Source organism: Candidatus Omnitrophota bacterium (genome assembly GCA_028693815.1).
GTDB lineage: Bacteria > Omnitrophota > Gorgyraeia > Zapsychrales > Aceulaceae > Aceula.
Genome location: JAQUUP010000013.1, coordinates 1 through 26,497 on the forward strand (window position 1 = coordinate 1; position 26,497 = coordinate 26,497).

General features: G+C 34.8%; 33 protein-coding genes and 1 other RNA gene. 32 read left to right on the plus strand and 2 right to left on the minus strand.

The features are described from left to right. The 3 genes from PHY73_05400 to PHY73_05410 all read left to right on the plus strand — a co-directional run. On the plus strand, nucleotides 1-894 hold an 894-nt coding region (locus PHY73_05400; protein ID MDD3375140.1), incomplete at its 5' end, for a M48 family metalloprotease. Next, nucleotides 891-1,331, plus strand: a complete 441-nt coding sequence (locus PHY73_05405) for a DUF192 domain-containing protein (GenBank protein ID MDD3375141.1) — start codon at nucleotides 891-893, stop codon at nucleotides 1,329-1,331. The genes PHY73_05400 and PHY73_05405, both read left to right, overlap by 4 nt. 49 nt (nucleotides 1,332-1,380) lie before the next feature. After that, complete coding sequence (locus PHY73_05410; protein ID MDD3375142.1) at nucleotides 1,381-2,904, plus strand: ATP-binding protein; 1,524 nt, start codon at nucleotides 1,381-1,383, stop codon at nucleotides 2,902-2,904. Here the strand turns inward: PHY73_05410 and lpdA are convergent. Beyond that, complete coding sequence (gene lpdA, locus PHY73_05415) at nucleotides 2,894-4,297, minus strand: dihydrolipoyl dehydrogenase (GenBank protein ID MDD3375143.1); 1,404 nt, start codon at nucleotides 4,295-4,297, stop codon at nucleotides 2,894-2,896. The two genes, PHY73_05410 and lpdA, sit on opposite strands and share 11 nt — an antisense overlap. Nucleotides 4,298-4,537: 240 nt before the next feature. Between lpdA and PHY73_05420 the strand changes: the two genes are divergently transcribed. From PHY73_05420 to PHY73_05485, 14 genes are all read left to right on the plus strand, one after another. Further along, a complete protein-coding gene (locus PHY73_05420) occupies nucleotides 4,538-5,497 on the plus strand; it encodes an AEC family transporter (protein ID MDD3375144.1) in 960 nt (319 codons plus the stop codon). Nucleotides 5,498-5,499: 2 nt separating this feature from the next. Then, on the plus strand, nucleotides 5,500-5,964 hold the full coding sequence (gene smpB / locus PHY73_05425; GenBank protein ID MDD3375145.1) for an SsrA-binding protein SmpB: 465 nt from the start codon (nucleotides 5,500-5,502) through the stop codon (nucleotides 5,962-5,964). A 157-nt stretch (nucleotides 5,965-6,121) separates the two neighbouring features. Beyond that, nucleotides 6,122-6,517, plus strand: a transfer-messenger RNA (tmRNA) gene (gene ssrA, locus PHY73_05430). A gap of 219 nt (nucleotides 6,518-6,736) precedes the next feature. Further along, nucleotides 6,737-7,270, plus strand: a complete 534-nt coding sequence (locus tag PHY73_05435) for an ORF6N domain-containing protein (GenBank protein ID MDD3375146.1) — start codon at nucleotides 6,737-6,739, stop codon at nucleotides 7,268-7,270. 11 nt (nucleotides 7,271-7,281) lie between these two features. Beyond that, nucleotides 7,282-8,313 carry a tyrosine-type recombinase/integrase gene (locus tag PHY73_05440; GenBank protein ID MDD3375147.1) on the plus strand — a complete coding sequence of 344 codons (1,032 nt, stop codon included), beginning with the start codon at nucleotides 7,282-7,284 and terminating at the stop codon, nucleotides 8,311-8,313. Between the two features lie 69 nt (nucleotides 8,314-8,382). Continuing rightward, entirely contained in the window at nucleotides 8,383-8,712 is a 330-nt protein-coding gene (locus tag PHY73_05445; GenBank protein MDD3375148.1) for a hypothetical protein, read from the plus strand. Beyond that, nucleotides 8,705-9,244, plus strand: a complete 540-nt coding sequence (locus PHY73_05450) for a hypothetical protein (protein ID MDD3375149.1) — start codon at nucleotides 8,705-8,707, stop codon at nucleotides 9,242-9,244. Before PHY73_05445 ends, PHY73_05450 begins: the two co-directional genes overlap by 8 nt. Nucleotides 9,245-9,354: 110 nt before the next feature. Continuing rightward, complete coding sequence (locus PHY73_05455) at nucleotides 9,355-10,575, plus strand: hypothetical protein (GenBank protein ID MDD3375150.1); 1,221 nt, start codon at nucleotides 9,355-9,357, stop codon at nucleotides 10,573-10,575. A gap of 18 nt (nucleotides 10,576-10,593) precedes the next feature. Further along, on the plus strand, nucleotides 10,594-11,118 hold the full coding sequence (locus PHY73_05460; GenBank protein ID MDD3375151.1) for a hypothetical protein: 525 nt from the start codon (nucleotides 10,594-10,596) through the stop codon (nucleotides 11,116-11,118). 27 nt (nucleotides 11,119-11,145) lie between these two features. After that, nucleotides 11,146-11,709 (plus strand): hypothetical protein, encoded by a 564-nt coding sequence (locus PHY73_05465; protein MDD3375152.1) that lies wholly within the window; start codon nucleotides 11,146-11,148, stop codon nucleotides 11,707-11,709. A 41-nt stretch (nucleotides 11,710-11,750) separates the two neighbouring features. Then, nucleotides 11,751-12,239 (plus strand): hypothetical protein, encoded by a 489-nt coding sequence (locus PHY73_05470; protein MDD3375153.1) that lies wholly within the window; start codon nucleotides 11,751-11,753, stop codon nucleotides 12,237-12,239. A gap of 18 nt (nucleotides 12,240-12,257) precedes the next feature. Continuing rightward, on the plus strand, nucleotides 12,258-13,244 hold the full coding sequence (locus PHY73_05475; protein ID MDD3375154.1) for a hypothetical protein: 987 nt from the start codon (nucleotides 12,258-12,260) through the stop codon (nucleotides 13,242-13,244). A 25-nt stretch (nucleotides 13,245-13,269) separates the two neighbouring features. Then, complete coding sequence (locus PHY73_05480) at nucleotides 13,270-14,076, plus strand: hypothetical protein (GenBank protein MDD3375155.1); 807 nt, start codon at nucleotides 13,270-13,272, stop codon at nucleotides 14,074-14,076. A gap of 44 nt (nucleotides 14,077-14,120) precedes the next feature. Further along, nucleotides 14,121-14,705: an SHOCT domain-containing protein gene (locus PHY73_05485; protein ID MDD3375156.1), complete on the plus strand. Its 585-nt coding sequence runs from the start codon at nucleotides 14,121-14,123 to the stop codon at nucleotides 14,703-14,705. A 31-nt stretch (nucleotides 14,706-14,736) separates the two neighbouring features. On the opposite strand, the gene PHY73_05490 is transcribed toward PHY73_05485, so the two are convergent. Beyond that, on the minus strand, nucleotides 14,737-15,711 hold the full coding sequence (locus tag PHY73_05490) for a hypothetical protein (protein ID MDD3375157.1): 975 nt from the start codon (nucleotides 15,709-15,711) through the stop codon (nucleotides 14,737-14,739). 83 nt (nucleotides 15,712-15,794) lie between these two features. Between PHY73_05490 and PHY73_05495 the strand changes: the two genes are divergently transcribed. The 15 genes from PHY73_05495 to PHY73_05565 all read left to right on the plus strand — a co-directional run bounded on the left by PHY73_05495 (nucleotide 15,795) and on the right by PHY73_05565 (nucleotide 26,495). Continuing rightward, nucleotides 15,795-16,046, plus strand: a complete 252-nt coding sequence (locus PHY73_05495) for a DUF5659 domain-containing protein (GenBank protein ID MDD3375158.1) — start codon at nucleotides 15,795-15,797, stop codon at nucleotides 16,044-16,046. Between the two features lie 59 nt (nucleotides 16,047-16,105). Beyond that, entirely contained in the window at nucleotides 16,106-18,325 is a 2,220-nt protein-coding gene (locus PHY73_05500) for a bifunctional DNA primase/polymerase (protein MDD3375159.1), read from the plus strand. Nucleotides 18,326-18,443: 118 nt separating this feature from the next. After that, complete coding sequence (locus tag PHY73_05505) at nucleotides 18,444-18,824, plus strand: phBC6A51 family helix-turn-helix protein (protein MDD3375160.1); 381 nt, start codon at nucleotides 18,444-18,446, stop codon at nucleotides 18,822-18,824. Next, nucleotides 18,814-19,065, plus strand: a complete 252-nt coding sequence (locus tag PHY73_05510) for a hypothetical protein (protein MDD3375161.1) — start codon at nucleotides 18,814-18,816, stop codon at nucleotides 19,063-19,065. Before PHY73_05505 ends, PHY73_05510 begins: the two co-directional genes overlap by 11 nt. A 110-nt stretch (nucleotides 19,066-19,175) precedes the next feature. After that, entirely contained in the window at nucleotides 19,176-19,376 is a 201-nt protein-coding gene (locus PHY73_05515; protein ID MDD3375162.1) for a helix-turn-helix domain-containing protein, read from the plus strand. Next, nucleotides 19,351-19,635, plus strand: coding sequence for a hypothetical protein (locus PHY73_05520; GenBank protein ID MDD3375163.1), 285 nt, complete (start codon nucleotides 19,351-19,353; stop codon nucleotides 19,633-19,635). Before PHY73_05515 ends, PHY73_05520 begins: the two co-directional genes overlap by 26 nt. After that, nucleotides 19,628-20,533: a S49 family peptidase gene (locus PHY73_05525; protein ID MDD3375164.1), complete on the plus strand. Its 906-nt coding sequence runs from the start codon at nucleotides 19,628-19,630 to the stop codon at nucleotides 20,531-20,533. Before PHY73_05520 ends, PHY73_05525 begins: the two co-directional genes overlap by 8 nt. Before the next feature lie 111 nt (nucleotides 20,534-20,644). Beyond that, nucleotides 20,645-21,040 (plus strand): outer membrane protein assembly factor BamE, encoded by a 396-nt coding sequence (bamE, locus tag PHY73_05530; GenBank protein ID MDD3375165.1) that lies wholly within the window; start codon nucleotides 20,645-20,647, stop codon nucleotides 21,038-21,040. A gap of 2 nt (nucleotides 21,041-21,042) precedes the next feature. Next, the gene (locus PHY73_05535; GenBank protein MDD3375166.1) at nucleotides 21,043-21,591 is read left to right on the plus strand and encodes a hypothetical protein; all 549 of its coding nucleotides are present in this window, start codon (nucleotides 21,043-21,045) and stop codon (nucleotides 21,589-21,591) included. Next, a complete protein-coding gene (locus PHY73_05540; GenBank protein ID MDD3375167.1) occupies nucleotides 21,588-22,010 on the plus strand; it encodes a hypothetical protein in 423 nt (140 codons plus the stop codon). Before PHY73_05535 ends, PHY73_05540 begins: the two co-directional genes overlap by 4 nt. Before the next feature lie 338 nt (nucleotides 22,011-22,348). Beyond that, entirely contained in the window at nucleotides 22,349-22,756 is a 408-nt protein-coding gene (locus tag PHY73_05545; protein MDD3375168.1) for a hypothetical protein, read from the plus strand. A gap of 585 nt (nucleotides 22,757-23,341) precedes the next feature. After that, a complete protein-coding gene (locus tag PHY73_05550; GenBank protein MDD3375169.1) occupies nucleotides 23,342-24,265 on the plus strand; it encodes a lysophospholipid acyltransferase family protein in 924 nt (307 codons plus the stop codon). A 169-nt stretch (nucleotides 24,266-24,434) separates the two neighbouring features. Beyond that, nucleotides 24,435-24,932 (plus strand): peptidylprolyl isomerase, encoded by a 498-nt coding sequence (locus PHY73_05555; protein MDD3375170.1) that lies wholly within the window; start codon nucleotides 24,435-24,437, stop codon nucleotides 24,930-24,932. A gap of 186 nt (nucleotides 24,933-25,118) precedes the next feature. Then, nucleotides 25,119-25,853: a hypothetical protein gene (locus PHY73_05560; protein MDD3375171.1), complete on the plus strand. Its 735-nt coding sequence runs from the start codon at nucleotides 25,119-25,121 to the stop codon at nucleotides 25,851-25,853. 72 nt (nucleotides 25,854-25,925) lie between these two features. Further along, nucleotides 25,926-26,495: a type II secretion system protein gene (locus PHY73_05565; GenBank protein MDD3375172.1), complete on the plus strand. Its 570-nt coding sequence runs from the start codon at nucleotides 25,926-25,928 to the stop codon at nucleotides 26,493-26,495. Nucleotides 26,496-26,497: the final 2 nt, after the last annotated feature.

Sequence of the window (26,497 nt, forward strand, 5' to 3'; positions counted from 1 at the left end):
GGGGGTTTTGATATTGAAGGAAGAGGTGCATTCTTTATCAAAAGAATTGAAGGGTGTTATTTTAATGTGGTCGGTCTTCCAATGGCACGTCTAACACAGATGCTAAAAAAGTTTGGAGTAAAAATCTTAACACTTTTAATGTGTTTATATTTAGCAGGATGCGTATCCACCGAGTACAATTTGGCAACACAAAAACAAGAGACGCTCCTTTTTAGCACAGAAAAAGAGGTTGCTATTGGAGATGCTATTGCGCGAAGCATCAATAAAGAATTCGAAATCAATACAGATGTTGATATCAATGAGCGGGTGTCGAGAATTGAAAAACGGATTAAAGAAGTTTGTGATCGTTCAGAGATTTTTTATACTGTTCAAGTGATTAACAAAGACGAAGTGAATGCTTTTGCGCTTCCAGGCGGATTTATTTATGTGTATAAGGGCTTGATTGATGTTGTGGATAATGATGATCAACTTGCCGGTGTTATTGCTCATGAATTTGGTCATATTACAGCTAAACATGCCATGAAGAGGTTGCAAGCCCAATATGGATATAATTTGTTACAAATTATGGCGATTACGTCAGGGAACTCAAAAATGGCGCCAGGAATAAATTTAGCATTTGGATCAATTCTTACGGGGTATTCAAGAGAGGATGAATTCTTGGCAGATCGCTTATCTGTTAAATATATGAAAAAGGCTGGTTATGATCCTGAAGAAATGAAGAAATTCTTAGAAAAATTACATGAAATTAATGCGAAAAAGCCAATTCGTAGATTTAGTTATTGGAGAACGCATCCGTATACAACACAACGCATTTCAACGGTTAATCAAGAAATTACAGGTGAGACGACGTTTCAAGATTACGTTCGCTTAACAGAAGAGGAAGGAACATTATGATGAAGCATATGTTTATTGTTGGATTGTTTTTAATATCAAGCTTGACTGCTGGCTGCAAGCAACAGATATCGAAAGTATGTTTTGACTCGACATGCGTGGTGGTGGAAGTTGCTCAGACTCCAGAACAGCTATCTCAGGGGTTGCAGTATCGTGAGCATTTAGATAAAGATAAGGGAATGATTTTTATTTTTCCTGAACCGTCTAAAGCAAATTTTTGGATGAAGAATACATTGATTCCTTTGGATATGATTTGGTTTAATAGTGCTGGCGAAGTTGTTTATATCAAAAAGAATGCGCCGCCATGTTTATCTGGGTTGTGCCCGACTTATGGGTCTGATGAATTGACAAAATATGTTTTGGAAGTTAATGCTGGATTTACTGATGCCTATAATATTGGCGTAGGCGATGGCGCTCAAATAAAAATAGAGACAAAATAAAACTTAAGCAAAAATACGTTTTTTAGTCTTTTGTGTTATAATTTAAAAAATGACAAATCTTATAAATATTATCCAATCACCGTATTATTATTTTAATATTTCTTCGTTGATTCCATTTGTTTTCTTCAGCATTGCATTCTTCTTTTCTCTTTTTATTTTGGGGTTGGGCGCACGCCTTAGTTTTCATCGTTCTATTTTTTATTTTTATGTGAGCTCTGCCCTTTGGTTTTTGGGTTTTGCTCTTGGTTTAAGTGCTTGGGTCGATACAGTAACTTTTTTCTGGGGACGCGTTATCTTTTTGAGCATGATTTTGGTTCCAACGACGTTGTTGCATCTTTCTATTGTGGTGACCAATCACTACAGGAGAAAGAGATATTTTCTTTGGATGGCATATTTTGGTGTTATTTTGCTTTTGATTAAGTCTTTGAGGGATCCATTCTTTAATGGTATTGTTGAATATTCCTGGGGTTTTTCTCCAAAAGCCCAAGAGCCGCAGTGGTTGTTTCTTGTTTTTAGCTTTTCTTGTTTTACTTATGCGCTTTTTAATATTTTGCATCATTATCTTGAGTTTCTCAAGCTTCCTCGGAGACGACAATCGGATCTTCCGTATCAACGAAAATTAGAACTTGTGATGGTAGCCTTTGTTTTGACAACGCTAAGCAATATTACCATACTCAATAATTATGGTATTAGCATTTATCCTTTAGGCCCGATATGCTTGTTTCTTGCGATTGTTGTTATGTCGTATGCTCTTGTAAAATATCATAATGCTGCGTTTTTGCTTGAGCTTCGGGCTTTGGGTACAAAAGTGCGCTTGAAAGGGGCAGAGGCCGAGGCCGCTAAAGAAGAAGCTGAAAATATAAAGCTTAAATTGGCGGATGTTGGTAAGGCTGCTATTTTTTCTTCTCTTTCTGCAGGTATTTTGCATCAGATTTGTCAGCCGATTACAGCTATGCATGGACTTGTAAAGTTTATGCGGAGCAACACGGATGAAAAAGATCCACGCTATAAGACCATTGATCTTATTCTTGAACAATCGACATATATCAAGGAGATGCTTAATGATTTGATGGATTTGATGCGTCATAAGGAAGTGAAGAAAGAAAATGTTAATGTTAATGATTGCATGGATCGCGCTTTGCGGCTTGTAAGAGACGAGCTTCGTATTAAACGTGTGAATTGGGATTTTGAGCGTGAAGAGAACCTTCCTAAAGTGCATGCTGATGCAGTGCATCTCCAGGAAACATTTATGAACATTATTATTAACGCGCTAGAAGCCATGGGAGATTTGCCTAGAGGAGAAAAGCGATATATCAAGATGATTTCTGGATTTGACTCTTCAGCCAATGAGGTTTTTGTTATTTTTGAGAATACAGGGTCGACCTTAACGGATGACCAGATGAAATATGTTTTTGAGCCATTTGTATCTAATCGAGAAAAAGGAACAGGGATCGGTCTTGCGCTATGTCGAGATTTAATTGCAGATCACGGCGGTATTATTAGTGTTGAGAATATGGAAGGAAAACAAAAAGGTGTGCGTTTTTATTTGCGTTTTCCTGTTTCTAGTTCGTAACAAAATGAGCGCTGGTGCCTAGAAAGCTTTGGGCGCATTCTTTTAATGTTTCTGATAGTGATGGATGAGGAAAGACAGTCTCGGCAAATTGCCTTGTTGTTAATTGATTTTGAATGGCTAGATTGATTGAGCCAATAAGTTCTCCTGCCTCAGGGCCAACCACAACAGCTCCTATGATATTTCCAAGCTTAGAATCAAAGATTAATTTTATAAATCCATCTCTCTGATTAATGCCAAGTGCGCGGCCGTTGGTCAGCATTGGAATCTTAGATATTTTTATTTCCATATTTTTTTCTTTAGCTTCGACTTCAGTTACGCCACACCATGCAATTTCTGGATCTGTAAAAATAACACAGGGGATTGTTCTTGGTGCTTGCTCATAAGATGGATTTGAAATGAGTTCAATGATGCGATGCGCTTCATCGGAAGCTTTGTGCGCTAAAAGAAGTCCGCCTGAAACATCTCCGATGGCGTAAATATTTTTAGTTGGAGTTTGATTTTTTTTATCAATTTCAATGAAACCGTTTTCATTTAGGGAGATGTTTGCATTTGAAAGATTTAAATTTTTTGTATTTGGGATGCGTCCTGCGGCAATGAGAACTTGATCAAATGTATCCTCAAAAATGTTTTCTTGCGGTCCATTAAAAACAACCAAGATACCTTGGTCTGTTTTTTGATAGCTTTCAACAGCGGTTGAAGCATGAATATTGGATAACGTTTTTGAAAGCTTTTTAGATAGCACAGCGATAGCGTCTTGATCTCCGCCAGGTAAAAGGGTTGGTGCAATTTCGCAAACAGTTACTTCTGAGCCGAAGCTTGAATAGATTGTTGCCATTTCCAGCCCAACATATCCACCGCCGATAATTAGAAGTTTTTTAGGAATAGTTTTTAATTCTAGTGCTTGTTTGGAGAAAATAACACGATCATCTTTTTGAGCATCAGCAAATGGATTAGCTGGTAAAGAACCTGTTGCAATAATACATTTTTCAAAGCTAAGCGTGATTGTTTTGTCCGGTGTTTTTATTTCAAGTGATGTTTCGTTTAAAAATGAAGCAATACCTTCAATCAGAGTGATGCCGCGTTTTTTAAGCAGTAGATTGAGCCCACCGTTTAGCTGTGTAATAACTTTGTTTTTAAAAGATGCGATTTTTTCAAGATCTAAAGAAGGCGCGTTAAAGGTAACGCCTAGATTCGAGGCTTCTTTGCCCGTTGAAATAATTTTAGCAACATGCAAAAGAGCTTTAGATGGGATGCATCCATGATGAAGGCAGGTGCCACCTAGTTTTCCGCTTGAGTCAATTAGGGTGACTTTTAGGCCTTTATCGGCAGCTAAAAAAGCTGCGGTGTATCCAGCTGGGCCTGCGCCAATAATAAAGAGTTGTGCTTGTTGCATTCTGGAATTCTTTTGTTTATGTTGAATTTGTTGTTGCGTCTTTTTTAAAAGTATATCGATAAAACTTTGATGTGTCAATTGTTTGCATTATCGGTTTTTTAGTCAAGGAATTGCGTGAGAATATCATTGTGGTATAATGTCGTTGTTATACTGCTTCTTAATTAAATTTTCTAATTTAGGAAATAGATGAATTTTATTAAGTTAGCGTGTTTTATTAAAATTTTGACGGGAAAAAGATAAATGTTAAATATATCGTTTCAAAGCATTGGGTTAGCGACGCTACAGATTTTCATTACAGGATCGGTTGGTTACATTCTTGGGAAAAAAGGTGTTATTAAAGAGGAAAATTTAAAAACATTAAGCAAGCTTTTGGTTTATATATTTTTGCCTTGTTTGATTTTTTCAGAGTTTGTAGATAGTTTTTCATTTTCTGAGTATGAAAATTGGTGGTTTTTTCCTCTTTTAAGCTTTGCGATTACTCTTGGTGGGTTTTTGCTTGGTAAGATTGTTTCGAGCTTTTCTAAGAATACGCGCGTGAAGAATGAAATTTTGGCTCTGACATCATTTCAGAACGCAGGCTATATTCCTTTGATTGTTGCTACGCAAGTGTTGAGTCCTAGTGAAGCAGGGCAAATGTATGTGTATATTTTTCTTTTTTTAGCTGGATTTAATTTGGCGATTTGGTCACTCGGCGTCTGTCTTGTGACAGGAAAAGATGCAAAAACTTTAAAATTAAAAGATGTGTTTAATCCACCGATGCTGGCAACAGTTTTTTCATTGATTGCTATTTTCTTTAATATACAAGGGTTTGTGCCTGGCGTTATGATGTCATCGGTTGAAATGTTTGGAGCCTGCGCGCTTCCGATTGCGATTTTAGTTGTTGGTGCAAATCTTGCAGGTATGAGTCTTAAAATTAAAGAATATAAAAAAGAGATTGTTTTCGCTGTTTTAACAAAAGTTATTTTTCTTCCTTTGCTAGCACTCTTGGTTGTTTTTCTTTTAAAGATAAAAGGCCTGGTTGGGTTTTTGATTATTTTAGAATCGGTTGTTCCTAGTGCGACGACACTCGTCGTTATTTCGAAGTATTTTCATACTGAGGAGAAAATTATCAGCAAGGCTATTTTGTACGGGCATCTTTTGGGGCTTTTGGCAACGCCAATTTTCTTAACAGTATACATTGAAATTTCTAAAGGATTTTAAACATGAAAGCCAGAAAAGTAGCGACAAATAAAAAAGCGTTTCGTGATTATTTTATTGTTGATCAATGGGAGTGCGGGATTGCGTTATCTGGCAGCGAAGTTAAATCAATTCGAGATGATGGGATAAATTTTAAAGATAGCTTTGCCCGCATTGAGGGCAATGAAATTTTTCTTTATAATCTTCATATTAATCCATATGTTCAGGCTAGCTATCTTAATTTGGAAGCAGATAGAAAGCGCAAGCTCCTTTTGCATAAGAATGAAATCAAAAAGATTTTAGGTCGCATGACCCAGAGAGGTCTTGCGCTCATACCGACAAAAATCTATTTTAATGCGCGCAATTTTGTCAAAGTTGAAATCGGGCTTGTGAAGGGTAAAAAACTTTTTGATAAGCGTGAAACAATAAAGAAACGTGATCTTGACAAGCAAGTTGATCGCGCAGTGCGTAGCTATAAGCCTCGTTCGTAACCATTTCTTGAAAAACATCAGAAATAAGCTATAATTAAAACACTGTAATCACTAATGTTGACTTTTTTGTATAACATTAGTGATTACAGTGTTTAATGCTGTATTCCGTTTTTGAATAATATATGAAATTCGGCATTGATTTATCGTTCTTTAAAAGGGGGGTGACAAGGCTTCGACTTGAGCTTCACCCGATATTGGTGGCATGCCGAGGATGTCTAGTTGGCCTCGTTAATCATCTAGGCAAATAATAAACGCAGATAATCTAATTGCGAAAGCTAACGAGATTGTTGAACCAATCTTCGCTGGCGAAACAGTCCCTGTTTAAATAAATAGGGCCCTTTTTCAAGATTTTGTCTATGGGTTTTGAGAAAGGTTATTTAATAGGCTGGCTTTGTTGATCGCCTTTGTTGGCAAAGTGAGATTTAAAGGCTAGCTTTGATAATGTTTGTTTGTTTAAAGTGATCAAAGTGAAATTTTAAAAAACAAACTATGCATGTAGAGGCCTTTATTAGGTATCCCAAGGACCGGGGTTCGATTCCCCGCACCTCCACCATTCTATTTATTAGTGTCATAAACATATTGATTGACAGTAGTTTACAAGAGTGGTAATATTTTCACATAGGCTTGGTGCCCAGATGGTGCCCATGAAAATGTGAGGAAATAGTGAGACAAATTTATTAGTTAATTTTAAGGCAATTCTCTTAGCGGAGGGTTGCCTTTTTTGTTTGAAGTCACAATGTGATCTCAGAATAACCAATCTGGAGGTTAGAAAATGGTAAAAAAGAAAATAAAAGTTATTTCAACTTCTCAAGAAATTATTCAAAGCATGATTTATATTGTCAGAGGGCAGAAAATAATGCTTGATGAAGATTTGGCTCAATTGTATGGAGTAACGACTAGTCGTTTGAATGAACAAGTCAAAAGGAATGTTAAGAGATTTCCAGATGATTTTATGTTTCAATTATCAAAGGATGAATTTCAGGTCTTGAAATCGCAATTTGCGACATCAAGTTGGGGTGGTCGAAGGAAACTACCTTTTGCCTTTACCGAACAAGGTGTTGCTATGCTCTCGAGTGTTTTAAATAGCGATCGGGCGATACGGGTTAATATTACAATTATGAGGACATTTACGCAGTTGAGACAATTAACTTTTATTCATAAAGAATTAGCTAGTCAATTGAAAAAGATTGAGAATAGGATAGGGAAGCATGATGGAGATATTAGGGCAATAATTGATTTGATTAGAAAATTGCATTCAGAGCCTGAAAAACAGAAAAAAGAAATAGGCTTTCATGTAGAAAGTTGAAACAAAGAACAATGGCAACACTTCGCAAAAAAGGAAACGCATATTTTATAGACTATCGTGTTGATGGTCGCAGGAGGCGTAAGGCTGTCGGCAAGTCTAAAAAGATGGCAGAGCTTGCATTGAAAGATTTTGAAGTTAAGCTAGCTCGTAAAGAATTAGGTTTTGATCAAAAAGATTCAACCCTTCACAAGTTACTATTTGATTTTCAAGCATATTGCAAAACTAATGTTGCTCTTTCTACGCAGAAAAGGTATAGAGCGATACTTAATAATTTTAAAAGATTTTTAAAGACTGATTATTCACATTTAGAAAAGATTTCTCATTTCACCCCGAAGATTTTTGAAGATTACAAAGGGTTTAGAAAAGGAGATGGTGCAGAGAACCGCACTATTAATGCAGAAATGGTTGTTTTAAGGATGATGCTTCGCTTAGCCATACAATGGGGTTATTCAAAAGAAAATCCAACAGACGGCGTATCTAAGCTAAAAATAACTAAGAAAGTTTCTCCTGAGTTCTTAACAGATGATCAGTGTAGGGTTTTGCTCGACAAGGCAGATGATTGGTTTAGGGCAATACTTTTTACATTCTTAAATACAGGAATGCGTAAGAGTGAGCTTGAGAATCTTTGCTGGGACAATGTTGATTTTAAAAGAAGAAAGATCCGTATTATTGAAAAAGATGGATGGTCTCCGAAAACGAATGAGAGAGAAATTCCTATTAATGATGTTTTGTGTGATGTGCTTCAAAAACAGAGGAATAAAATTAAGAATAGTAAATATGTTTTTCCTGATGAAAAAGGGAAGAAAATATTTCAGAATCGCCTTCGTAAGAAATTAATGAGTCTTACTAAAAAATGTGGATTTCCAGAGATTACTAAGATCCATGCTCTTAGGCACACTTTTGCTTCACACTTAGTTATGAAGGGTGTAGATTTAGCTACAGTGAAGAAATTAATGGGTCATTCCGATATTGATACAACTATGATTTATAGTCATCTTACGGAGAAACATGTAGATGATGCGGTTGAGAAGTTAAATTTCTGAACCTTGCTTGTTTTTTGGGTGAGGAGTAGAATGAAATAAATTATTTTAGAGAATAAGTGGAGGAACAATATGGATAAGATGCTTTGTTTAGCTTTTTTAATTATTGTTTATGTTGGCATAAAAAGATTTTTCTTAGAAATAAGGTGTGATATTAAGCAAATTAAAGAAAAGCTCGGAATTAGTGAATTGAATAGATATGAAATGGCATATAAAGAAAATGATACTGTTTCCAGGGGACGATGGATTAAAAGTATGCTGGCAGAGAGATATAGCGAGATTGAGATCGCAAGCGCCTATTTTGATATATGGGGGCGAATAAGTTGGTATTTTTCAGGTAGGAAGATATTGAAATCGCTATCGAAATCTCAAAATAAGAAAAAAGAAAATTCTGATGAATAAATTATTAATCATATTAGCTTTATTGCTTCTTCCAGTACTGTCTTTCGCTCAAGAATGGACGATTAAAGATTGGAATGTTCAGCCGTTTAGCGGAGGAAGGGTTTTATTTTATGCCCATGGAACGGTTGTTCACGGGCATCAATTTGGATTCTTAAAGAATACTAAGGATTGTGACACAGATATTCTTTTGATATCTCTCGGATCTTTTGATAAAAAAGTAAAAGATTTTGATGGAGAACCAGTTACTTTTAGCATTGAAGTTGATGGTGTAGAATTTCAGATTAGTGTTAATGTATTTTCTAAAAATACGGGATCGATTACCATAATGACATTCACTAATTTTGTAGCGAAAGAGGATTTTACTAATTTTCTTATTAAGGGAAATGAGCTAAATTTAAAAATTGTTGAACCGAAAGAATTTATAAAATATTTTGATATGAACAATGAAACTTTTAGTTTAATTGGTTTTACAGCTGCAAGAAAGAAAGCGAAAGATTATTGTGAAGAAACAAAAAATAGAGGAGCTTTATGAAGAAATTAATGGGTCACTCTGATATTGATACAACCATGATATATAGCCACCTTACAAAGAAGCATGTAGATGAGGCGTTAGGGAAATTAGACTTCTAAAAGGAGGAATTGATGATCTATGAAATAGAAAAGTTTGTAGTTTGTAACGAGTATACAAAAAAAGAAATTGAATATTTATTTAATATTTTGCCCTTAGAGGAGAAGAAAAAACTAATTTCAGACTTAGTGAATAATTCTTTGACATCTCGAGTATATGAACATCTTGAGAATTTTATTGTTTCTGGAGAGAATAAAATAGATAAGATTATTTTAGTTGAGAATAGCAATTCCATTGACGATAAGAGCTTGATAAGGCTTTATAATGATGGTGATGAGTTGATGAGAGCTAAAATGATTGAGAGCCAAGGATTATTTTTGGAAGGCAAAGATTTTAAGAGTTTAAGCTTTATGGAGAAACTTGCTTATTGTAGGTCATTTAAATATAGTAGTGATTTTGTTGAGAAATTAATAGACCCAGATTGCGATGAGTTAAAGGATGAAGATGGAAGAAGAGAACTAATTCTTTCTTTTTTTACTAATAAAGAATATATAGAAGACTCAAAAAAGGGTTTTCTTGACGATTCGTATACAGATGGGTTAGATGCTTGTTTTACAGTATCAGGAAATAAAAAGATTTGTGAGCTGGTTTTTAAGTGGCTTGAATCTGATCCTGATATTGTCAGTAATTATTTAGATTCTTTTTATGGCGATCAGGATCTAAAATTGTATATGTACGAGAAGTTAATTGATAGAAAGTATGATTTATTTAGAGCTAAATTGTTTTGGAATTTAGCTGAAGAAAAAACGTTATTTCAGAACTACAATGAATTGTTTGAAAAAGGAATAAATGACCCGTATGAAATAATAAGCATTAGATGTGTTGAGCTAAAGGCATTAACTGAAAAAGAATTAGGTAAGATTTTAAAAGTTAACGATGGGTACACTAATGGATATTTATTGAGAAATAAGAATTTACATCACACCCTAATGAAAATTATTTTAAATGAGATTGATTCTGGTGATTTTAATATGCCAGAATTCTTACCGTTTGGGGCAAGGAGAGAGCAGGAAGATGAGTTCAGAGAGCTTTATTATCAGAAAACTTCCGATAGCAAGCAGAATGTTTTTTATTTCTTGCGTAATTATAGGCAGCTGGAAGACAAAACAGAATCTCAGAAAATTCTTGAATACCTGAAGGTTTTTTATCAAGAGAACAGAAAGCTTGTAGAATCGATTAAAAAACTTTTATGGGCTGTTATTGTAATACTTATATTATACGAACTTGTCTTATAAAAGATTTAAGGTGATGAAATGAAGAAATACTTTTTTATCGCAATACTTTTATTCTTTACTTCTTATGTGCATGCTTTTCAAGCTGTAGATATTAATCCTGAATTTCAGCCTACACAAGAAGAGCTTTTGGGTCTTGCGATTGAAAAAGACTTTGTTCCAGCTGATCATGGTGAAGAGTATTTTAGAGAAAAAATAAAAGAGAAAGATACGTTGCTTGCGTGGGTTGGTCTTTCTCAGGAAGATAAAATTAAGATTTTGGGAGCCTTGATCGAGATTCATAGACAAGAAGGAACTATCGTTGAGAGACATCCTGTTTATTACGCTAAAGAGATAGATAAGACTCTTTATATCGGGTTAAGAAAGGGAACTTTTAGAGAGATGGGCGGAATTGGAATTGTTTTTAAGACTATAGCTGTGATGGATGGAGATTTTGATAACGGAGAAGATCCTAAGGTTCTCCTTGAGAGCTGGATGCCAGTAGAGGTAATAGAGGTTTTTAAACAAACTTATCCAAAAAAATATAAAAGGATTTTTGGAGAATAAAGTTTTGGTAAAGGGAGATTGAGTGTAATGAAGAAAATAATAATAGGGCTAATATTTTGTTTTTTAGTTTTTTGTTCAGAATCCGTTGCTGATATGTATCATAATTATATTGAGTATCGATACCAGCCTAAATTAGGAAAAATAACAATTTCAGATAGTTTTGTGCGTAGCGTGGAATATGTTGATTATGTATCTGATAACTGGGAAAAATTAGCTAAGGAAGATATTTTTGTTCATGGGGAACTTCATGCAGGAGAGGCGAGAACTTTTAAAAGAAGTGCTGTAATTGGGAAACATAAGATTGATACAGTTTTGACGCTTTATCCTCCCGCAGGCAATGGCATGGGCGGAGCATACCCAACAACTTACTTGCAAGTGATGATTGATGAAAAGAAGAAGATAGATTGTAATATAGGGTTTTTCCCTGGAGGAAAGGAGAAAGTTTCTCAGATAACGATTCACCCCGAGGATGATGCAATCTTTGTTGATGCATTTGATTTTGTAAAAGGTGAAAAAATATGTGATCATTATATTAATATGAGCGATTCTGAGATTGTTACGAATGAATATGTAAAGACAAGTAAATATTAATAGAAAAGATTGTTGCGAAGGGTTCGGAAAAGGAGAGGGCTATGAAGAAATTATTAATTGTTTTTTGTTGTTTATTGTTTACGAGCTTCATAGGTAGCAGAGCTGAAGGAAGGTGTTTATGGTCTTATGACGAAAGCATTCTTTCAGGTCATATTTGCGTAGACGAATCTATAGAGCCTTTTGATTTTGTTTTTCGAGTTACAAATAATACAAAAACTGCGATTAATTTTAAAATACTCTCCTACAGGGTTGAGATGGAAGACGGATCTATTTATGTCTTAGAAAATCCTCGAGTTGTAGGCAATGATGGTATTGCAGGCAGCTATATACTTAATCCAAAACAAGTGATAGCGGTATATGCAACATCACCTTTTTCTAGAAAAGAAGAGCTTGAAAAAGTTAAAGAGGTTTATATAAGGCATGGAGATAAAAGGATATTTTTTGTTTTAGAATCAGAAATTGATGAATATAAAAAGCCAGAAAATATAGCTATTAGACATTTAAGAAATCTTTGGTGGAATATTAAGTGATAAAATTAGGAGAGGACTATGAAGAAATTATTAATTGTTTTGGTATGTTTCAATTTATTTGTTTTTAATATTTTTGCAGAAGAATCCGAAGAATCAAATGCTATGTTAGAAAAAAGCGAGTATTACGATTCTCATATTAAAGAGAACGAAGAAATATCAAGCTTAAGCTCTCTGACAGACGAAGAACTAAGGGCTATGTTAGAAAAGTTGGAAGCTGAAGAATTGAGTGTTTCTCGACTAGACTCTTTAACGGAAAATGTAATAGAGGATTATATAATAGAAAAACCTTTAAAGACATATCAATTTTTACACGATTATATTGATTGCCTGCACAGGCTAGAGGTTGCAAATATGTATGCGGAAATGGAAACATCAAATATTTTAGATCAGATGAAGAATATAAATACTTATATTTCATATTTAAATGAGGCAAAAGAAGTTCTTTATCCCTGGGCAGGGGAATTTGTAAATATGAGAAAAGTGGCTATGGATTTTGATAGAATCTTTGCAGATTCAAACAGGATTAACATGATAGCAGGTCCTTTGTATGCGGGTATTAATTATATTCAAACTTTGCAGGAGAAGAATCTTAAAATTTTGGATGGCTCAGCAGATGGAACAACCTCGGACATTGTCAAGAATAGTTCTGATATGGAAGTTGCGTGGGTGCAATTCTATAGGGACTCAGCGAATCTTATTATGGTTATAACTCAACTTCGAAAAGATGACTCTGAAATCCCTATAGGAAAAATACCGCATCTTATTTCTGATGAAGAACGTTATAAGCTTATAGGTTATCTTAATAAACTTTTTAAAGATAAATTTAAAGAATATAATGAACTAGCTCAGAAATATAAATATGGGGCAATTTCTGAGGAAGAATTTAATCCTACAATCGTTACTTATTGTGCTCTTCATTTAAAGAAACTATTATCTGGTGAAACCTATGAGGAATCAAAGGCAAGAGATGAATCAGAAGACCCCTATTATTTTGAATTAGAATGAAAAAAATTATTTAAAGGATGGGGCTATGAAAAAAATACTAATCATTCTAATGTGCCTAGGATTGGCTGGATGCGTTTCTTATGGGACATCCTATAAAAAATTGGTTTTAGATATGCATAAGCAAGAATATTTATCTAATTCAGATTTCTTCCTTTTGAATCTTATGAATGAACCGTGCTCTGTTAAGAAAAATATAAATATGATTATTGAGGAGATGGATGGTTTTTTGTCTAGTCTGGAATTTGAGACTAGGTCTGCTGAAGAAAAGAATATAGTAGTTCAAAGCTATAAATTAATGCTAGAAATGCAAAAAGAAAATCCAGAATTAGTAATTAATACTTATGAAATTCTTAAAAAAGGATTGGACAGTGAAATAATAACCTGGAAACAATATCGAGATGAGGTTGACAGCTGCAAAGATCTTGAAAAAGATTTTAATAAGGTGCGCACTTATTATTCTCTTGCTAATTTTATTGAGAATGAACATAGAAGGAAAAAAGGTTATTTCAAGGATATTGTGTCAAAAGTTGTTGCTTATGCACATAAAAGATGCTCCCAGTTTGAAACTGACAGAAGAAATGCTATGGATTCTTGGGTTGCCATTCTTTCGGCAGGGGCAGAGAATTCAACAAGAGCAGCAAATCAGTCTTCTTATTCTGCGCCACAATACGGGGAAGCTCGTATTTATGGCGATAGGATAGAATACCCTGATGGCTCAGAATCTTTTATTTATGGTAATAGAATAGAGAATCCTGATGGCTCAGAATCTTTTATTCAAGGCGATAGGATAGAACATCCTGATGGTTCCGAGTCTTTTATTTATGGTAATTGAATAAAGAATAAATGAAACGCTGTTTAACAGTTAAGGATGTGGCTATGAAAAAAATAGTATTCGTTTTTGTCTTTTGCTTCTTGGCTGGCTGTGCAACATTTTCTTCGCAGATGTATCCTAATGCAAAGAAATATCCAGCAACTAATCCTGAAGATATTGCTATATTTGAATTTCCTCCGCAAGAACCATTTGTAGCTATTGGTGAAGTTGGGTCTCAAGCAGCACCAGCAGCTCAAAGAGAAAGTCTTTACAAAAGATTGAAGGAGGAAGCTTCTAAAATGGGTGGGGATGCGATTATTGTAAACCATAGCAAAGATGTCGCAGGTTTCTACAATTCTGGCGGCTCCTCTTATACAAGCGGAACTGTTTATGGCTATGGCAACACGGCAACATATAGCGGAACGACAACTACTTACCCCACTTATTCAACTCCGATAGTCAAAAAGATAATCAGAGGTCTTGTTATTAAATATGTGGATGAATCAGAAGTCCCAAAGCAAAAGCTTGAAGTTGAAATAGAAGAAGATGGGTATGATAAGTTAAAGAAATTAAAAGAACTCAAAGACGACGGTGCTATAACTGAAGAAGAATTTAACAAAGAAAAGAAAGAGATATTAGAGAAGTATTAAAATGTTTATTCCAAGAAAGATTATATAGATGCTAAAGAGTAGAGCTCGATGAAGTATAGATGTCTTTTAGACTTTTACCGTTCTTTGTTTGTCTTTGCATCCATCTTTGAGCAGTTTTATAGCTAATACTTTTTCTTTCTGCATATCTTTCCGCCAATGCTTTTTTAACATCCTTCTCACTTTTTCTATGCCTTGCTAAAGCCATTTGCTTAGCAGTAAACACATAGCGACCTTCTTTTTTAGATAATCTTATGGTGCCTCTACGATTGCTGTAATACAGGTATTTCTTGATGGGTTCATTTATAAAATCTTCATCAGAGAAATACTTTTTCTTTTTTTCTTTTCTTAGAATATTTTGCAGGTAAATGCCAACGTGATATTTCAAGCCAAGGGAATGTTTAGATTGGCACCAATATCCAATGACTTTGGGCAAATTATTTAATAATATTTCAGAGTACTTTATTTTTGTGTATGTTTTATTAAAGTATTTATTAGCAAACTGGATGAATAGTTGGTTGAATTCGCATGCTGATACTATTTCTCTTTGAGCGAGATATATTCCCAATTCTAGCGTAATAGAATCTGCTAATTCTTCCACCCAGTTGGAATCATTAATATTAGTATTATCTAAAAAGATAGAAGGAATGAAGCCTCTTGGTAGGCGAGAGAATTTGTCTCCTAATTGAATACCCTTTAAATCTTTTTTCGTAGCGTAATTACGCATCCGAATGTAATCAACCCAGTCTTTCCAGCTATGAAATATTTCATGCTGTATCTGAAAGTCCAATCTTTTTCCATTATCAGAAAACGCAGGCTTTAACTTAACAGACTCCTTTCCTGATAGGTCTATAAGGGCAAAGCCTTCAATATCACCATTTTTAGAGGTAAAGATGTGTCCTCTTAGAGTGGCATTTGGCTTTGATAGCTGAATCATATTTCTCGCAATTTGATTCAACCTCCTGCGTAAACTCCCTCTTCCAAATTTTTTTTCACTAATTATCTTCATCTCATCCTCTTAATGTCGCTTTTTAGAATTATATCCGTAGACGTTAGAAGTGTCAATCATAAAGAGGAGAGAGGTAGGATGCGATGAATAAAACAAATTATTGTACTGCGAATATTTATGAAGCTGCATATTTATTAACAGTAGGCTTTCAGCTTGCAGGAAAACAAAGAAATGGAGCAAAAATTGTTCTTGAGTTTAAGGCAAGCCAGAAGTTAATAGATGAGAGTTTAAAGTTTTACAACGGAGGGAGGGTTGACGCAAGAGCATTTAGCGAAGCGTTCAAGAATATTAAGAATTTTATTTTTGAAGCAAATAAGGGAAATGTTGCCGTTTAAAATTATTTTCAATGAGGGCAGAAGATTTAAATTAAATAAATAGGAGGATGAGGAGAGAAATGGAAAACAAATTATTAGAATACGCATTAAAGTATAGCAAAATTGGATGGTATGTTTTTCCGTGCAGACGAAATAATAAGCATCCAATGACTAAGAATGGTTTTAAAGACGCCACGATAGATGAGCAGGTTATACGACGATGGTGGACTCGCAATCCAGATGCCATGATTGGAGTTGCTTGTGGTAAGTCGGGATTTGTTGTGATTGACATTGATGATAAAGATGGACGTTTTGGCTCAAGAACGTGGGAGGCTATAAAGCATGAGGATATTATAACGGTAGAGTCTATTACTCCGACAGCTGGAAGACATTTGCTTTTTGAGCTTGATGAAAAAAGAAAAATACATCAAGATTCAGACATTTATGGTCATGTTGGGATAGACATAAGAAATCAAGGTGGTTATATTATTGTTGAGCCATCGCTTATGACTCCTGAATATGCACACTCGCAAATACTAGGGAAAGATAAGCAGCAAATATATGAATGGGTGGAAGATCAATCTCCCTTTGATATGAAGCCAATAAGAATGCCAGATTGGGTATATGAATTATTTAAAGAAAAGAAGGAATCCGAGAAAGAGAAATTCAGTCTTCCTGATAATGTTCCAAAGGGTCAACAAGATGATACTTTTTTTAGATTTGCTTGTAGCTTGAAAGCTCAAGGATATGATCCTGATATGGTAAGAGGTGCGTTAAAAATATCAATAGAGGAAAGATGTGAGCAAGACAAGGATGATCCATTCACTTGTAAAGATATTGAGCGATGGATTAAGCAGGCTTTTAAGTATGACGATGAGAAAAAGGATAAGAAAAAAATTAAGAAAAATAAATTTTTGGAGACGAGTTTTATTGTTTTAGAGGATGGACAGATTGCTGAGATGGTGTGTGATAGGGCTGATCAAAAAGTGCAGTTTGCTGTTTACGATAAGGAAACGGGAGAGTCGCGCTTGACCGATTCGGTGCTTTATAATGGCAAAACAGTTATTCCATACCAGAATGATTTCTTAATTAATCCCGTGAACCCTACTGAGACGCCAGTAGTATTGTTGCCAAGCAAAACAGAAGAATATAATTTAGATAAAGAATTGTTTGACGAGATAAAGTGTTTTATTCATAAGCATGTTGGATTAAATGAGTGTTTTGAGAAATTAGCCACCATATATGTGATGTTTTCATGGTTATATGATTGTTTTACTGTGTTGCCATACATAAGGGTTCTTGGAGATTTCGGAACTGGAAAGTCTAGGTTTTTATCAACAATAGGCTCTATTTGTTACAAGCCAATGACTATTGTTGCTGCTGTGGGAGAAGCCCCAATTTTCCGCATGATACAAAGATACAAAGGGACTCTCGTTCTTGATGAGGCCAATTTTAAGCATAATGATGTTAATGCCGCAATTATGCAAATATTAAATGCTGGATATGAGAAAAGAACTCCTGTTGTACGATGCGATTCTAAAGATTATGAGAAAATTATTCAATGTCAAGTTTTTGGACCTAAGATTATCTCTAGTCGTGAGAAGTGGAAGGATTTAGCTCTTGAAAGTCGGTGTTTAACGCATATGTCTAATACCTCTGAAAGAATACAGGCGGTTGGGGCAGATCCAGAAGAAGATGATATTCCAATTTATCTTGGACATGAGTTTGATAGACAAGCTTTACAGTTAAGAAATAAGTTATTGCTATATAGGTTTAGGAATTATGGAGAGAAAGAAATAGATGTGAAAAAGTTAAAATATCCTGTAGAGCCTAGAATATCTCAAATACTTTTGCCACTTGCTAATTTAACTAGTGATGAGCAGGTATTGGAAGAAATTAATAATATAGCTAAACAAATGAATAAGGAGCGCATAGAGGATAGATCTTCTAGGTATGAAGCCAAGATACTTCAAGTAATAAAGAATATTGAGGAGGAAAGAATTGCTAAGGGTGAAAAGATCTACATCAAAGAGATAGCTGATTCCTATAATAAAGAGGCTTATAACGAGAAAGAGAAAATGAGTCCGCAAAGGATTAGTTATTATATTCGAAAGCCTGAGCTAGCTATAGAATTGCAACCTAAAGATCGTGACGGAAGAAGTATTATTTGCAATTCCGAGCAGATGAATAAGTTGTATATAAAGTATGGCATTATTACTGCAGATTGTATTGATAATGAGAGCGTGGGCTATATTGATTGTGACGATGTGACGGCTGTGACGAACTCATGGGAAGAGTAGGAGTTTGTCACATAATGATTAAAGGAGTAAGGGTCTCTTATGTATGTTGTCACAATCGTCACAGTGTCACAGTAATGAGCAGAATTGAACGATATTGAACAAAATTATGGGGATTATGATGGAAAATAAAGTCGAGTTAACCGATAAACAATTTTTAGTTATAGGATATTCTTTAGCAGCATCTTCTATCGAGTCGGCTTGTAAGGAGGCTGGTATTAGTAGAGGAACCTTTTATGAATGGCTAAAGAATAAAGATTTTAAGGATGAACTTAAGCGTCAAAGAGACGAGATTGTTTTTGCTTCTATAAACAGGCTTCAAGTAGGAATGACAAAGGCAGTCGATGTTTTATTTGATTTGATGGACTCGGATAAGCCGTCAATTCGTTTATGGGCAGCGAAAGAAATGTTGCATCAAGCCATAAGGGTTAAAGAGGATGAAGATATTATTCAAAGATTAGAGTCTTTAGAGCAAGAGGCTGGGAAAAAGAATGAGAATTAATTCAAGAATAAAGCGATTAGAAGATAAGTTTTGTACGAACGAAAAGGAAGATTTTGTTTTTATTACTTTTAGTGTAGTCAAAGGCAAAAAAGGTGAATGGGAGCATGAAGGAAAAAGATTCTTTGACCTCTTTGTTTTTAGAAGAAGGGGCGGCAAATTAATGGATATGTTACATGAGGGCTCGGATGAGTTTAATAAAGTATTGCGTGAAAATGGATATAAGAGGGTTAAAAGTGTGTAAATACAGGGTATTTGGGCATCGTATGGGCACCAAATATAGAAGGAATTGCATAAGTAATTATGATTAAACAAGTTAACCTTAACTGGTGGAGATTAAAGTAATCGAACCCCATGGAAAAGTTGCTAAAAGTTGAACAAGTCGCGGAGTTGTTGCAGGTGAGTAAGCGAACAATTTATGATTGGACGCATGCGGAGTATATTCCACATTATAAGTTCCGAAATAACGTGAGGTTTAAAGAATTGGAAATAGATAGTTGGGTAAAAAAGAAGAAAAAAAGAGGTAGAAATGAATATAGAGAGACATTGGAATAATGGTAGTCGAAGTATATTTTTAACTTTTTATTTTTTAATATTAATGTATAATTATTTAAAGGGATTAAATCAAAACATGACTGAAGAAGAAATTAAAGAACAATTTAAAAAGCTGGATATCTTAATAGAAAAAGATGCAGATTATTCTGATCCTTATAGCTTTGCTTTAAAGCTTAGGGAAGATTTACCCAAAGACGAATATAATATCTGCTATTCAAACTCTACAATATTGCCACAGTACACTTCATACAATGCCTAACTGGAATCAAGTTCTTGAAGAATTAAATCGTGAAGCAAGCACTAGTCCTCTTGATAGAGTTAGGCGTAAATATCTATCCTCACTATCTATTTACTTAAAAAGAAATGTAATTGCTTATTATTCTGGATGGATACAAAAACCAGGCGTGGATAGTGCAGGAATAAATGATAATGATATGAATGGATTGATGGCTGCAGTTCATCAGTTAGATAAAAAAAAGGGTTTGGATTTAATTTTGCATACGCCAGGAGGAAATCTAGCTACTATTGAATCGATCGTTGATTACTTGAGAAAAATATTTGGAAGAGATATTCGTGCGTTTGTTCCTCAGATAGCATATTCTGCTGGTACTATGTGGGCTTTGTCGTGTCGTGAAATAATTATGGGTAAGCATTCTTTTTTAGGTCCGATAGATCCGCAGTTTAATAGGATTTCAGCTGAGGCAGTTAAAGAAGAGTTTGAGAGGGCGATGAAGGAAACCAAGGAAGACCCAAGCCGAATACTTATTTGGAAAGAAATAATTAAGAAATATCATCCTACTTTTATTGGTGATTGTGAGAAAGCTATCGAGTGGTCTAAAGAGATAGTTCAAAAATGGCTTGAGACAAATATGTTTAGCGACAAACCAACTTGCACAGAGGATGCAAAGAAAGTAGTGGAGCGTTTTTCTAGCCATAAAGAGACAAAGGCTCACAATCGTCAAATACCATCTGTTGACTGCAAGAGTGTTGGTTTAAATATCGTAGATTTAGAAGCTGATTCAAAGTTGCAAGATTTATTATTAACCGTTCATCATGCATTTATGCATACTTTTTCTAGTACTTCTGCTATAAAAATTATTGAGAATCATGAAGGCAAGGCTTTGGTTAGTTTTCACAGCGTTCAGCTGAAGAGGTAGTTTTTAATCGGCGCTAAACTGGTGTAATTGGTTTTTGAGCTTGTCTATTCTTAAGAATAGGTATAAAATAAGTTAATTGTTTTAATCATTTTTTAAAAAAGAGGAGAGCATATGAGAGTTCTGTTATTTTTAGTGTGCATGACTGTATGTTTTTCAGGATGTGCCTCTGCGCCGTATCATCGTGATCAGCTAAGGGATGATTCTGGAGATCGTTTAACGGTCGGAACGGTTCAGAAAGAAATAAAGGTTGGAATGTCATCGGCACAGGTAGCAGAAATCTTAGGGTCTCCGAATGTAGTTACAACTGATGAACAAAGGCGTGAGGTTTGGGTTTACGATAAGATTTCTACTGAAGTTTATTATTCTGAAAGCGGAGCAGGACTAAAGTTTATGACATCGGGAAGCTCTGGAGGGGCAACGAAGACCCAGAGAACATTAACAGTTGTTATTAAATTTGATTCAGAAGGTAAAGTTAGAGATTTTGCTTATCATACATCGAGGTTTTAAATATGAAAAAATTTTTTTATGGTGCTGTAGTCTTATTATTCTTTTGTGGTTGTGCAGCTACTTTACCGAAAGACATGCTTAAGTTGTCAGACGAGAGCTTAAAAAACAGAGAGCAGCAAATGCGTCAGTATGAAACTACGGATGAAGAGAAAATCCTCGTCTCCTCAGCTACTGTTTTGCAAGATTTGGGATTCATTATTGATGACACCGAGACGGAACTCGGGTTTATTGCTACTTCAAAAAGTGCTGATGCTACTAACGCAGGACAAATTGCAGGTGCTTTTTTTATTGATATGCTTGCCGCTTTAGGAGGAAATGCAAGCGCTTCGGCTACTAAGAATTGTGATAAAGAACAAAAGGTTCGAGCTTCGATTATAGTTAAACCTAGCAATGATAAAAGCAAAATGGTTGTTAGGATTACATTTCAAAGAATTGTTTGGAATCAAGCAGGATTAGTTTCTCGTTTTGAAACAATAAGGGATGAAGAGATGTATCAAACTTTTTTTGATAAATTGTCTAAATCGATTTTCTTAGAGGAGCAACAAATATGAAAAAGATTAGAATCTTCATTATTTTATTCTTAGTGTTAATTATGTCGGGATGTGCCACAACAACTCAACAGGTTATGACGACCCAAGAGAGCCAGGTAATGTTAAGGTCGATGCAGACTAGAGTTTTCGATACTACCGATAGAAACATGATGTTGAGAACGATTATCGGAACGCTTCAAGATTTAAATTTTGTTATTGATAGCGCAGATGAAATGCTTGGAACAATAACTGCTACAAAATATGTTTATAATAGTGTTTTAAAATCTACTGTAACTGTTAGACCTAGAGGAGAAACTCAGCTTCTCGTTCGTTTAAACGCACAATACGGGTTAAAAACAGTTGAGGATCCAGAAACATATCAGGATTTTTTTACTGCCCTAGAGAAGGCTATATTTTTAACAGCTCATCAGGTTGATTAATTGGTGCCTAAATGGTGCCCATCTTACATCAAAACGCTCGCACTTTAGCGTATCTAAATGTAACTGTTCGCACAACTTTTTAAGAGCGTTCCTCGACGCTATTTGAGTAAAGTTATTGAAAATAAAGGAGTTATGTCGTCGGGGCTAATCGATTCCCCGCACCTCCACCAGCCTTCGCTAAAGCTACGGCTGGCAAGCCATGAAGATGCGAAGGCAGTCCGCCGAAGCAGGTAAAAATTCTTGGCGTTGGTGTCTAAAATCAGCCTATTTATTAAATTATAATAACTTTTAGAATTTGCTTCATTGGTGTGTCAAAATATCAAAAAACGGAGGGCATTATGAGTAAAGGTAAAATTATTGAAATTTTGCAAATTGTGTCGGGACTTCTAATAATTCCTTGTTTTTTTGCTCTTCTTTGGTGCTATATGCCGGTGGATGCAGCAGGAAAGATTCTTGAAGGATATAGATATTTGAAAACAGGGGATGTTTTAATAGAATCTGTTGAGAAATTAGAAAAAAAAGAAATAGTTACTAAGCAAGAAATTCAAAACCTTATTGTTAGCTTGAAAGAAGCGAAACGGAAAAGTGAAAGAGAGTCTATCTATTTAATTACGGGTTTTCTAAAAAAAACCGTTTCATTGCTAGTTATAATTAGTTTTGTATTAGGCGTTTTATTTTCAGGAGTTCTTTTAACAACATTCTTGAAAGAAGAAAGAATTGATTTAAATCAAAATTCTTCAGCTTAGTTTTAGTTCGCAGCTATTTTACTTAGGCGAAGCATCCATGTCGATAGGACTAATGTAGCGATAAGTCCGATTACGCTAATCCACATTGGAAGAATTTTCTTGCTGATGATAACTTCCGTTTTAAAGATTAGCCTTAGTAGATGAAAAATTGATACAGTTAGAAAAATAATTCCTGCTATTATCAGAGCCATATGTTCCATTTTTCTCCTAAATTAACTTCTCCTTAACATCTTGAAGAGCTTTTGGAGCTATTTCAGGGATTGTTGTTTGCTTCTTTAATACGATTATTCACTTTTTCCAAATCTTTGTTAACATTCTGAATGATCTTTTGACTGTTAGAGATACTTTGTTTTGTTGCTTTGGAATTATTAGTAAGAACTTGAGTATTGAATGCCGCAATTACTAAAATGACGAAGATGCCTATCAAGACATAAGCCATTGTATTTCTCCTTGTTGATTTAAGTATATCAAATAAACTAATTTTGTTAAATAAATAAACCAAGCTATTCTTGTGCCTTCTTCTTTGAGTAAAATCAATTTAAAATAAAGTGTTATTTTTTAAACAACAACGCTATAATTAATGCTATGCGAATTATTCCGCCTTATTATTTAAAGAAATTCTTAAATCAACTTTCGATTATGAGCCTTAAGCTATTTTTAGGCTTAATGCGGATTTTGCCACGATGGTGCGTTCAGGGCCTTGTTGGCGTCGTTTTTTCTTTAGCGTATTTGTGGATCAAGGGTTTGAAAAAGATTTGTAAAAAGAATTTGTTGGTTGTTTATGGTCAAGATAAAACACCAGAGCAGTATGAAATAATGATGAAAGAGTGTTTTAGAACTCTTGGAGACTCTATGATTGACATGCTCTATTATGTTAATCGGCCGCAAGAATTTTCAGAGGTTTTTAGTATCCATGGTGAGGAGTGTTTAAAGAAAGCGCAGAAGAAGGCTAAAGGTGTTGTTTGCGTCACTGCGCATCTTGGAAATTTTCCGCTCATGTTCATGGGTCTTGTGCAAAAAGGATATAAAGTTAATGTGATTATTCGCCCGATGCGGGATAAGGATTTTAGCGAATTTATGTTTGGGCTTTGTTCTCAGTGGGGGATCAATATGATTCAGACAGCGCCTAAAAAACAGTTTATCAAAAAAACATTAGCCTGCTTGCAGAGAAATGAGCTTTTGTTTATTTTGCTTGATGAAGTTGTTCCCAAGGAATCAGGTGTTGATGTTGATTTTCTAAATTGTAAAGTAACGCGATCGGTTGGCCCAGTTTTGTTTTACGAACGATTAGGGTCGGCGATTGTTCCTATGTTTGTTGTTAAAGATCACAATGGGCATTTTGATATTTTTATTGAGAAAGAATTAGCTGTAGAAAATAATTTTAGTTCAGAAGAAAATACGATAAGAAATATTTCTTCGTTAAGCCAGACGATTGAATTTTTTGTTAAGAAGTATCCTTTGCAGTGGGGTGGATGGCTTAACAAGAGATGGGCACAAAACCGTCCCTAGGTTTTCAAGCGACGGTCTAATAAAAAATTGTTGACTATATTTCGTTGATAAAGCATAATGTTTTTTGCGTTTTAGTCAAAAGGAGCGCAAAAACGATTTGGAATTTTTACCGCAAGGTGAGGGTGTCTCGTTTTGCGGTTTTTTATTTAATAATCTGAAAGGAGAAAGTATGAAATTTTTAACAATCCTGTTGTCATTATCCTTGCTGGTGATGGTTAACGGAACAATTGCAGAAGGGAAGGATATGATGATTGAAAACGGAAAAACTGTAAAATTTGATTATACGCTAACGGTTGAAGGACAGGTTGTGGATACATCTGAAGGAAAAGAGCCTCTAGAGTACGTTCAAGGTTCTGGCAATATTATTCCTGGGCTTGAGAAACAAATGGTTGGATTAAAGGCAGGGGATTCTAGAAAGTTGACTGTTGACGCCAAAGAGGCATATGGCGAGATTAATCCGGAATTGCTTCAAGAAGTTTCAAAGTCAGTTTTTCCACCAGATCTTGAATTGAAAAAAGGCATGATGGTTCCATTGCAGAATAATGATGGACAACCAATTCCTGCTATTGTTGAAGAAGTTAAAGAAGAATCTGTTGTGTTTAATTTTAATCATCCTTTGGCAGGGCAGAATCTTTTGTTTGATGTTAAAGTTGTTGACGTAAAATAAAAGATTTTATTTTTATTTATAGCAATTTGAATGGGAGAGCTTCTTTAGAAGCTCTCCCTTTTTTATCAGGTATCAAAGGCGCAGGATTGCCTAGCACTCTCATATTAAAAATAAGAGTATATCCGATAGATATTTTAAATAAGAGGTGTTAAAATAAAACAAAAATCTCTTAAAGGGTAGCTCTAAATGAAAAGCTTTATAAAGCAGAATAAAAATATTTTATTTTTTGGTGTGATTGTTGCGTTATTTTTTATTTTATCAGCGGTTATAAATAATTCGATTGATTCAACTGAAAAAGCAGTTGTCAATATTCCTAAAGATGTGCCAATCCTAGCAGAGGTTGTTCCTAAAAAGGCTAAAAAGAAAATTCTCGGAAAGATCACAAGAGTTTCTCGGCTTAATCCAAATAGAACTTATTATGATACAACTTTTTTTGAAGATGGAGAGCCTTTTGCGGAATGCAAAAGCATAGATCACAAGGTGTATGATTGCACGGATAAAATTCCAGATGGGTTTGTTGAATTTATTGATGAAACAAAAAAGACTTCTGGAAAAGAATATTATCGAGATGGCAAAAAAGATCAATTGTATCAAGAGTATTATTCAAGCGGACAGCTGAGAAAAGAATCTGAGTATTTTTTAGGAACCATGAAGAAAAATAAGGAGTATTTTTCTGATGGAATTATGAGTAAACAAGAGGACTTTGAGGATGCTTTATGGATTCCTGAGAATAAAAATCAAGAAACAGGTTCAGGCAAAGTCTATTTTCGTGATGGTAGCCTGATGTATGAATGGCACTTGACAAATCAGAGTCAGGGTGGGTATACGAAATCTTATGATCGCAACGGTCGATTGGTTGCTGTTAGTTATTTTGATCAAGACGGTGATTTGATAGAAGAAAATTTCTTAAATTCTCAATAAAGCTAGATTTGAGATATCTTAGAATATTAGAAAAAAATGGTTTATACTTATAGTAAGAGGGAGGTGTAGCCGATGTGTTGCAAAGTAGGAGGCCGCAAATCCTCAAAAGAAATAAATTGCCGCTGCTGTCCCCAGAAGGCTAAGGGTATTTTTGCAAACCAATTCTCGTTTTTCCATTTCTTATCCAAGAAGAAATTACAAGCTTTTACAATAGCCGAACTTTTGATTGTTGTTGGGATTTTGGCCGTTGTTATTGTTGGGATGATTAATTTGTTTATTTATACATCTGTGGCCGCCGCTTTAGCGGGGAATAAGACGGTTGCTGTTGCTGCGGCACAATCAAAAATGGAAGAAATACGTAACTATGATTATGATTTGATTGCAGTTGACTATGCGTCCGGAGGAGTACCAGGAAATACGTTTTTATTAAATCAGCCAAATGGCATAGGCACTATTTATATTGATTCAACTAATCCTGATTTACTTGAAATTAAAATAGTTGTTTGTTGGGAAGATAAATATAATCGAATTATTGGTGAGGATATTAATTTGAATGGAAATTTAGAAGTCGATGAAGATTTGAATGGAAACAATGAGCTTGATTCGATCGTGAGTTTAGTTATGTTATTTGCTAAAAAGTAGGG

Coding starts and splice junctions, on each gene's coding strand:
- PHY73_05405 (MDD3375141.1), top strand. CDS start 891: ATGATGAAGCATATGTTTATTGTTGGATTGTTTTTAATATCAAGCTTG.
- PHY73_05410 (MDD3375142.1), top strand. CDS start 1,381: ATGACAAATCTTATAAATATTATCCAATCACCGTATTATTATTTTAAT.
- lpdA (MDD3375143.1), bottom strand. CDS start 4,297: ATGCAACAAGCACAACTCTTTATTATTGGCGCAGGCCCAGCTGGATAC.
- PHY73_05420 (MDD3375144.1), top strand. CDS start 4,538: ATGTTAAATATATCGTTTCAAAGCATTGGGTTAGCGACGCTACAGATT.
- smpB (MDD3375145.1), top strand. CDS start 5,500: ATGAAAGCCAGAAAAGTAGCGACAAATAAAAAAGCGTTTCGTGATTAT.
- PHY73_05435 (MDD3375146.1), top strand. CDS start 6,737: ATGGTAAAAAAGAAAATAAAAGTTATTTCAACTTCTCAAGAAATTATT.
- PHY73_05440 (MDD3375147.1), top strand. CDS start 7,282: ATGGCAACACTTCGCAAAAAAGGAAACGCATATTTTATAGACTATCGT.
- PHY73_05445 (MDD3375148.1), top strand. CDS start 8,383: ATGGATAAGATGCTTTGTTTAGCTTTTTTAATTATTGTTTATGTTGGC.
- PHY73_05450 (MDD3375149.1), top strand. CDS start 8,705: ATGAATAAATTATTAATCATATTAGCTTTATTGCTTCTTCCAGTACTG.
- PHY73_05455 (MDD3375150.1), top strand. CDS start 9,355: ATGATCTATGAAATAGAAAAGTTTGTAGTTTGTAACGAGTATACAAAA.
- PHY73_05460 (MDD3375151.1), top strand. CDS start 10,594: ATGAAGAAATACTTTTTTATCGCAATACTTTTATTCTTTACTTCTTAT.
- PHY73_05465 (MDD3375152.1), top strand. CDS start 11,146: ATGAAGAAAATAATAATAGGGCTAATATTTTGTTTTTTAGTTTTTTGT.
- PHY73_05470 (MDD3375153.1), top strand. CDS start 11,751: ATGAAGAAATTATTAATTGTTTTTTGTTGTTTATTGTTTACGAGCTTC.
- PHY73_05475 (MDD3375154.1), top strand. CDS start 12,258: ATGAAGAAATTATTAATTGTTTTGGTATGTTTCAATTTATTTGTTTTT.
- PHY73_05480 (MDD3375155.1), top strand. CDS start 13,270: ATGAAAAAAATACTAATCATTCTAATGTGCCTAGGATTGGCTGGATGC.
- PHY73_05485 (MDD3375156.1), top strand. CDS start 14,121: ATGAAAAAAATAGTATTCGTTTTTGTCTTTTGCTTCTTGGCTGGCTGT.
- PHY73_05490 (MDD3375157.1), bottom strand. CDS start 15,711: ATGAAGATAATTAGTGAAAAAAAATTTGGAAGAGGGAGTTTACGCAGG.
- PHY73_05495 (MDD3375158.1), top strand. CDS start 15,795: ATGAATAAAACAAATTATTGTACTGCGAATATTTATGAAGCTGCATAT.
- PHY73_05500 (MDD3375159.1), top strand. CDS start 16,106: ATGGAAAACAAATTATTAGAATACGCATTAAAGTATAGCAAAATTGGA.
- PHY73_05505 (MDD3375160.1), top strand. CDS start 18,444: ATGGAAAATAAAGTCGAGTTAACCGATAAACAATTTTTAGTTATAGGA.
- PHY73_05510 (MDD3375161.1), top strand. CDS start 18,814: ATGAGAATTAATTCAAGAATAAAGCGATTAGAAGATAAGTTTTGTACG.
- PHY73_05515 (MDD3375162.1), top strand. CDS start 19,176: ATGGAAAAGTTGCTAAAAGTTGAACAAGTCGCGGAGTTGTTGCAGGTG.
- PHY73_05520 (MDD3375163.1), top strand. CDS start 19,351: ATGAATATAGAGAGACATTGGAATAATGGTAGTCGAAGTATATTTTTA.
- PHY73_05525 (MDD3375164.1), top strand. CDS start 19,628: ATGCCTAACTGGAATCAAGTTCTTGAAGAATTAAATCGTGAAGCAAGC.
- bamE (MDD3375165.1), top strand. CDS start 20,645: ATGAGAGTTCTGTTATTTTTAGTGTGCATGACTGTATGTTTTTCAGGA.
- PHY73_05535 (MDD3375166.1), top strand. CDS start 21,043: ATGAAAAAATTTTTTTATGGTGCTGTAGTCTTATTATTCTTTTGTGGT.
- PHY73_05540 (MDD3375167.1), top strand. CDS start 21,588: ATGAAAAAGATTAGAATCTTCATTATTTTATTCTTAGTGTTAATTATG.
- PHY73_05545 (MDD3375168.1), top strand. CDS start 22,349: ATGAGTAAAGGTAAAATTATTGAAATTTTGCAAATTGTGTCGGGACTT.
- PHY73_05550 (MDD3375169.1), top strand. CDS start 23,342: ATGCGAATTATTCCGCCTTATTATTTAAAGAAATTCTTAAATCAACTT.
- PHY73_05555 (MDD3375170.1), top strand. CDS start 24,435: ATGAAATTTTTAACAATCCTGTTGTCATTATCCTTGCTGGTGATGGTT.
- PHY73_05560 (MDD3375171.1), top strand. CDS start 25,119: ATGAAAAGCTTTATAAAGCAGAATAAAAATATTTTATTTTTTGGTGTG.
- PHY73_05565 (MDD3375172.1), top strand. CDS start 25,926: ATGTGTTGCAAAGTAGGAGGCCGCAAATCCTCAAAAGAAATAAATTGC.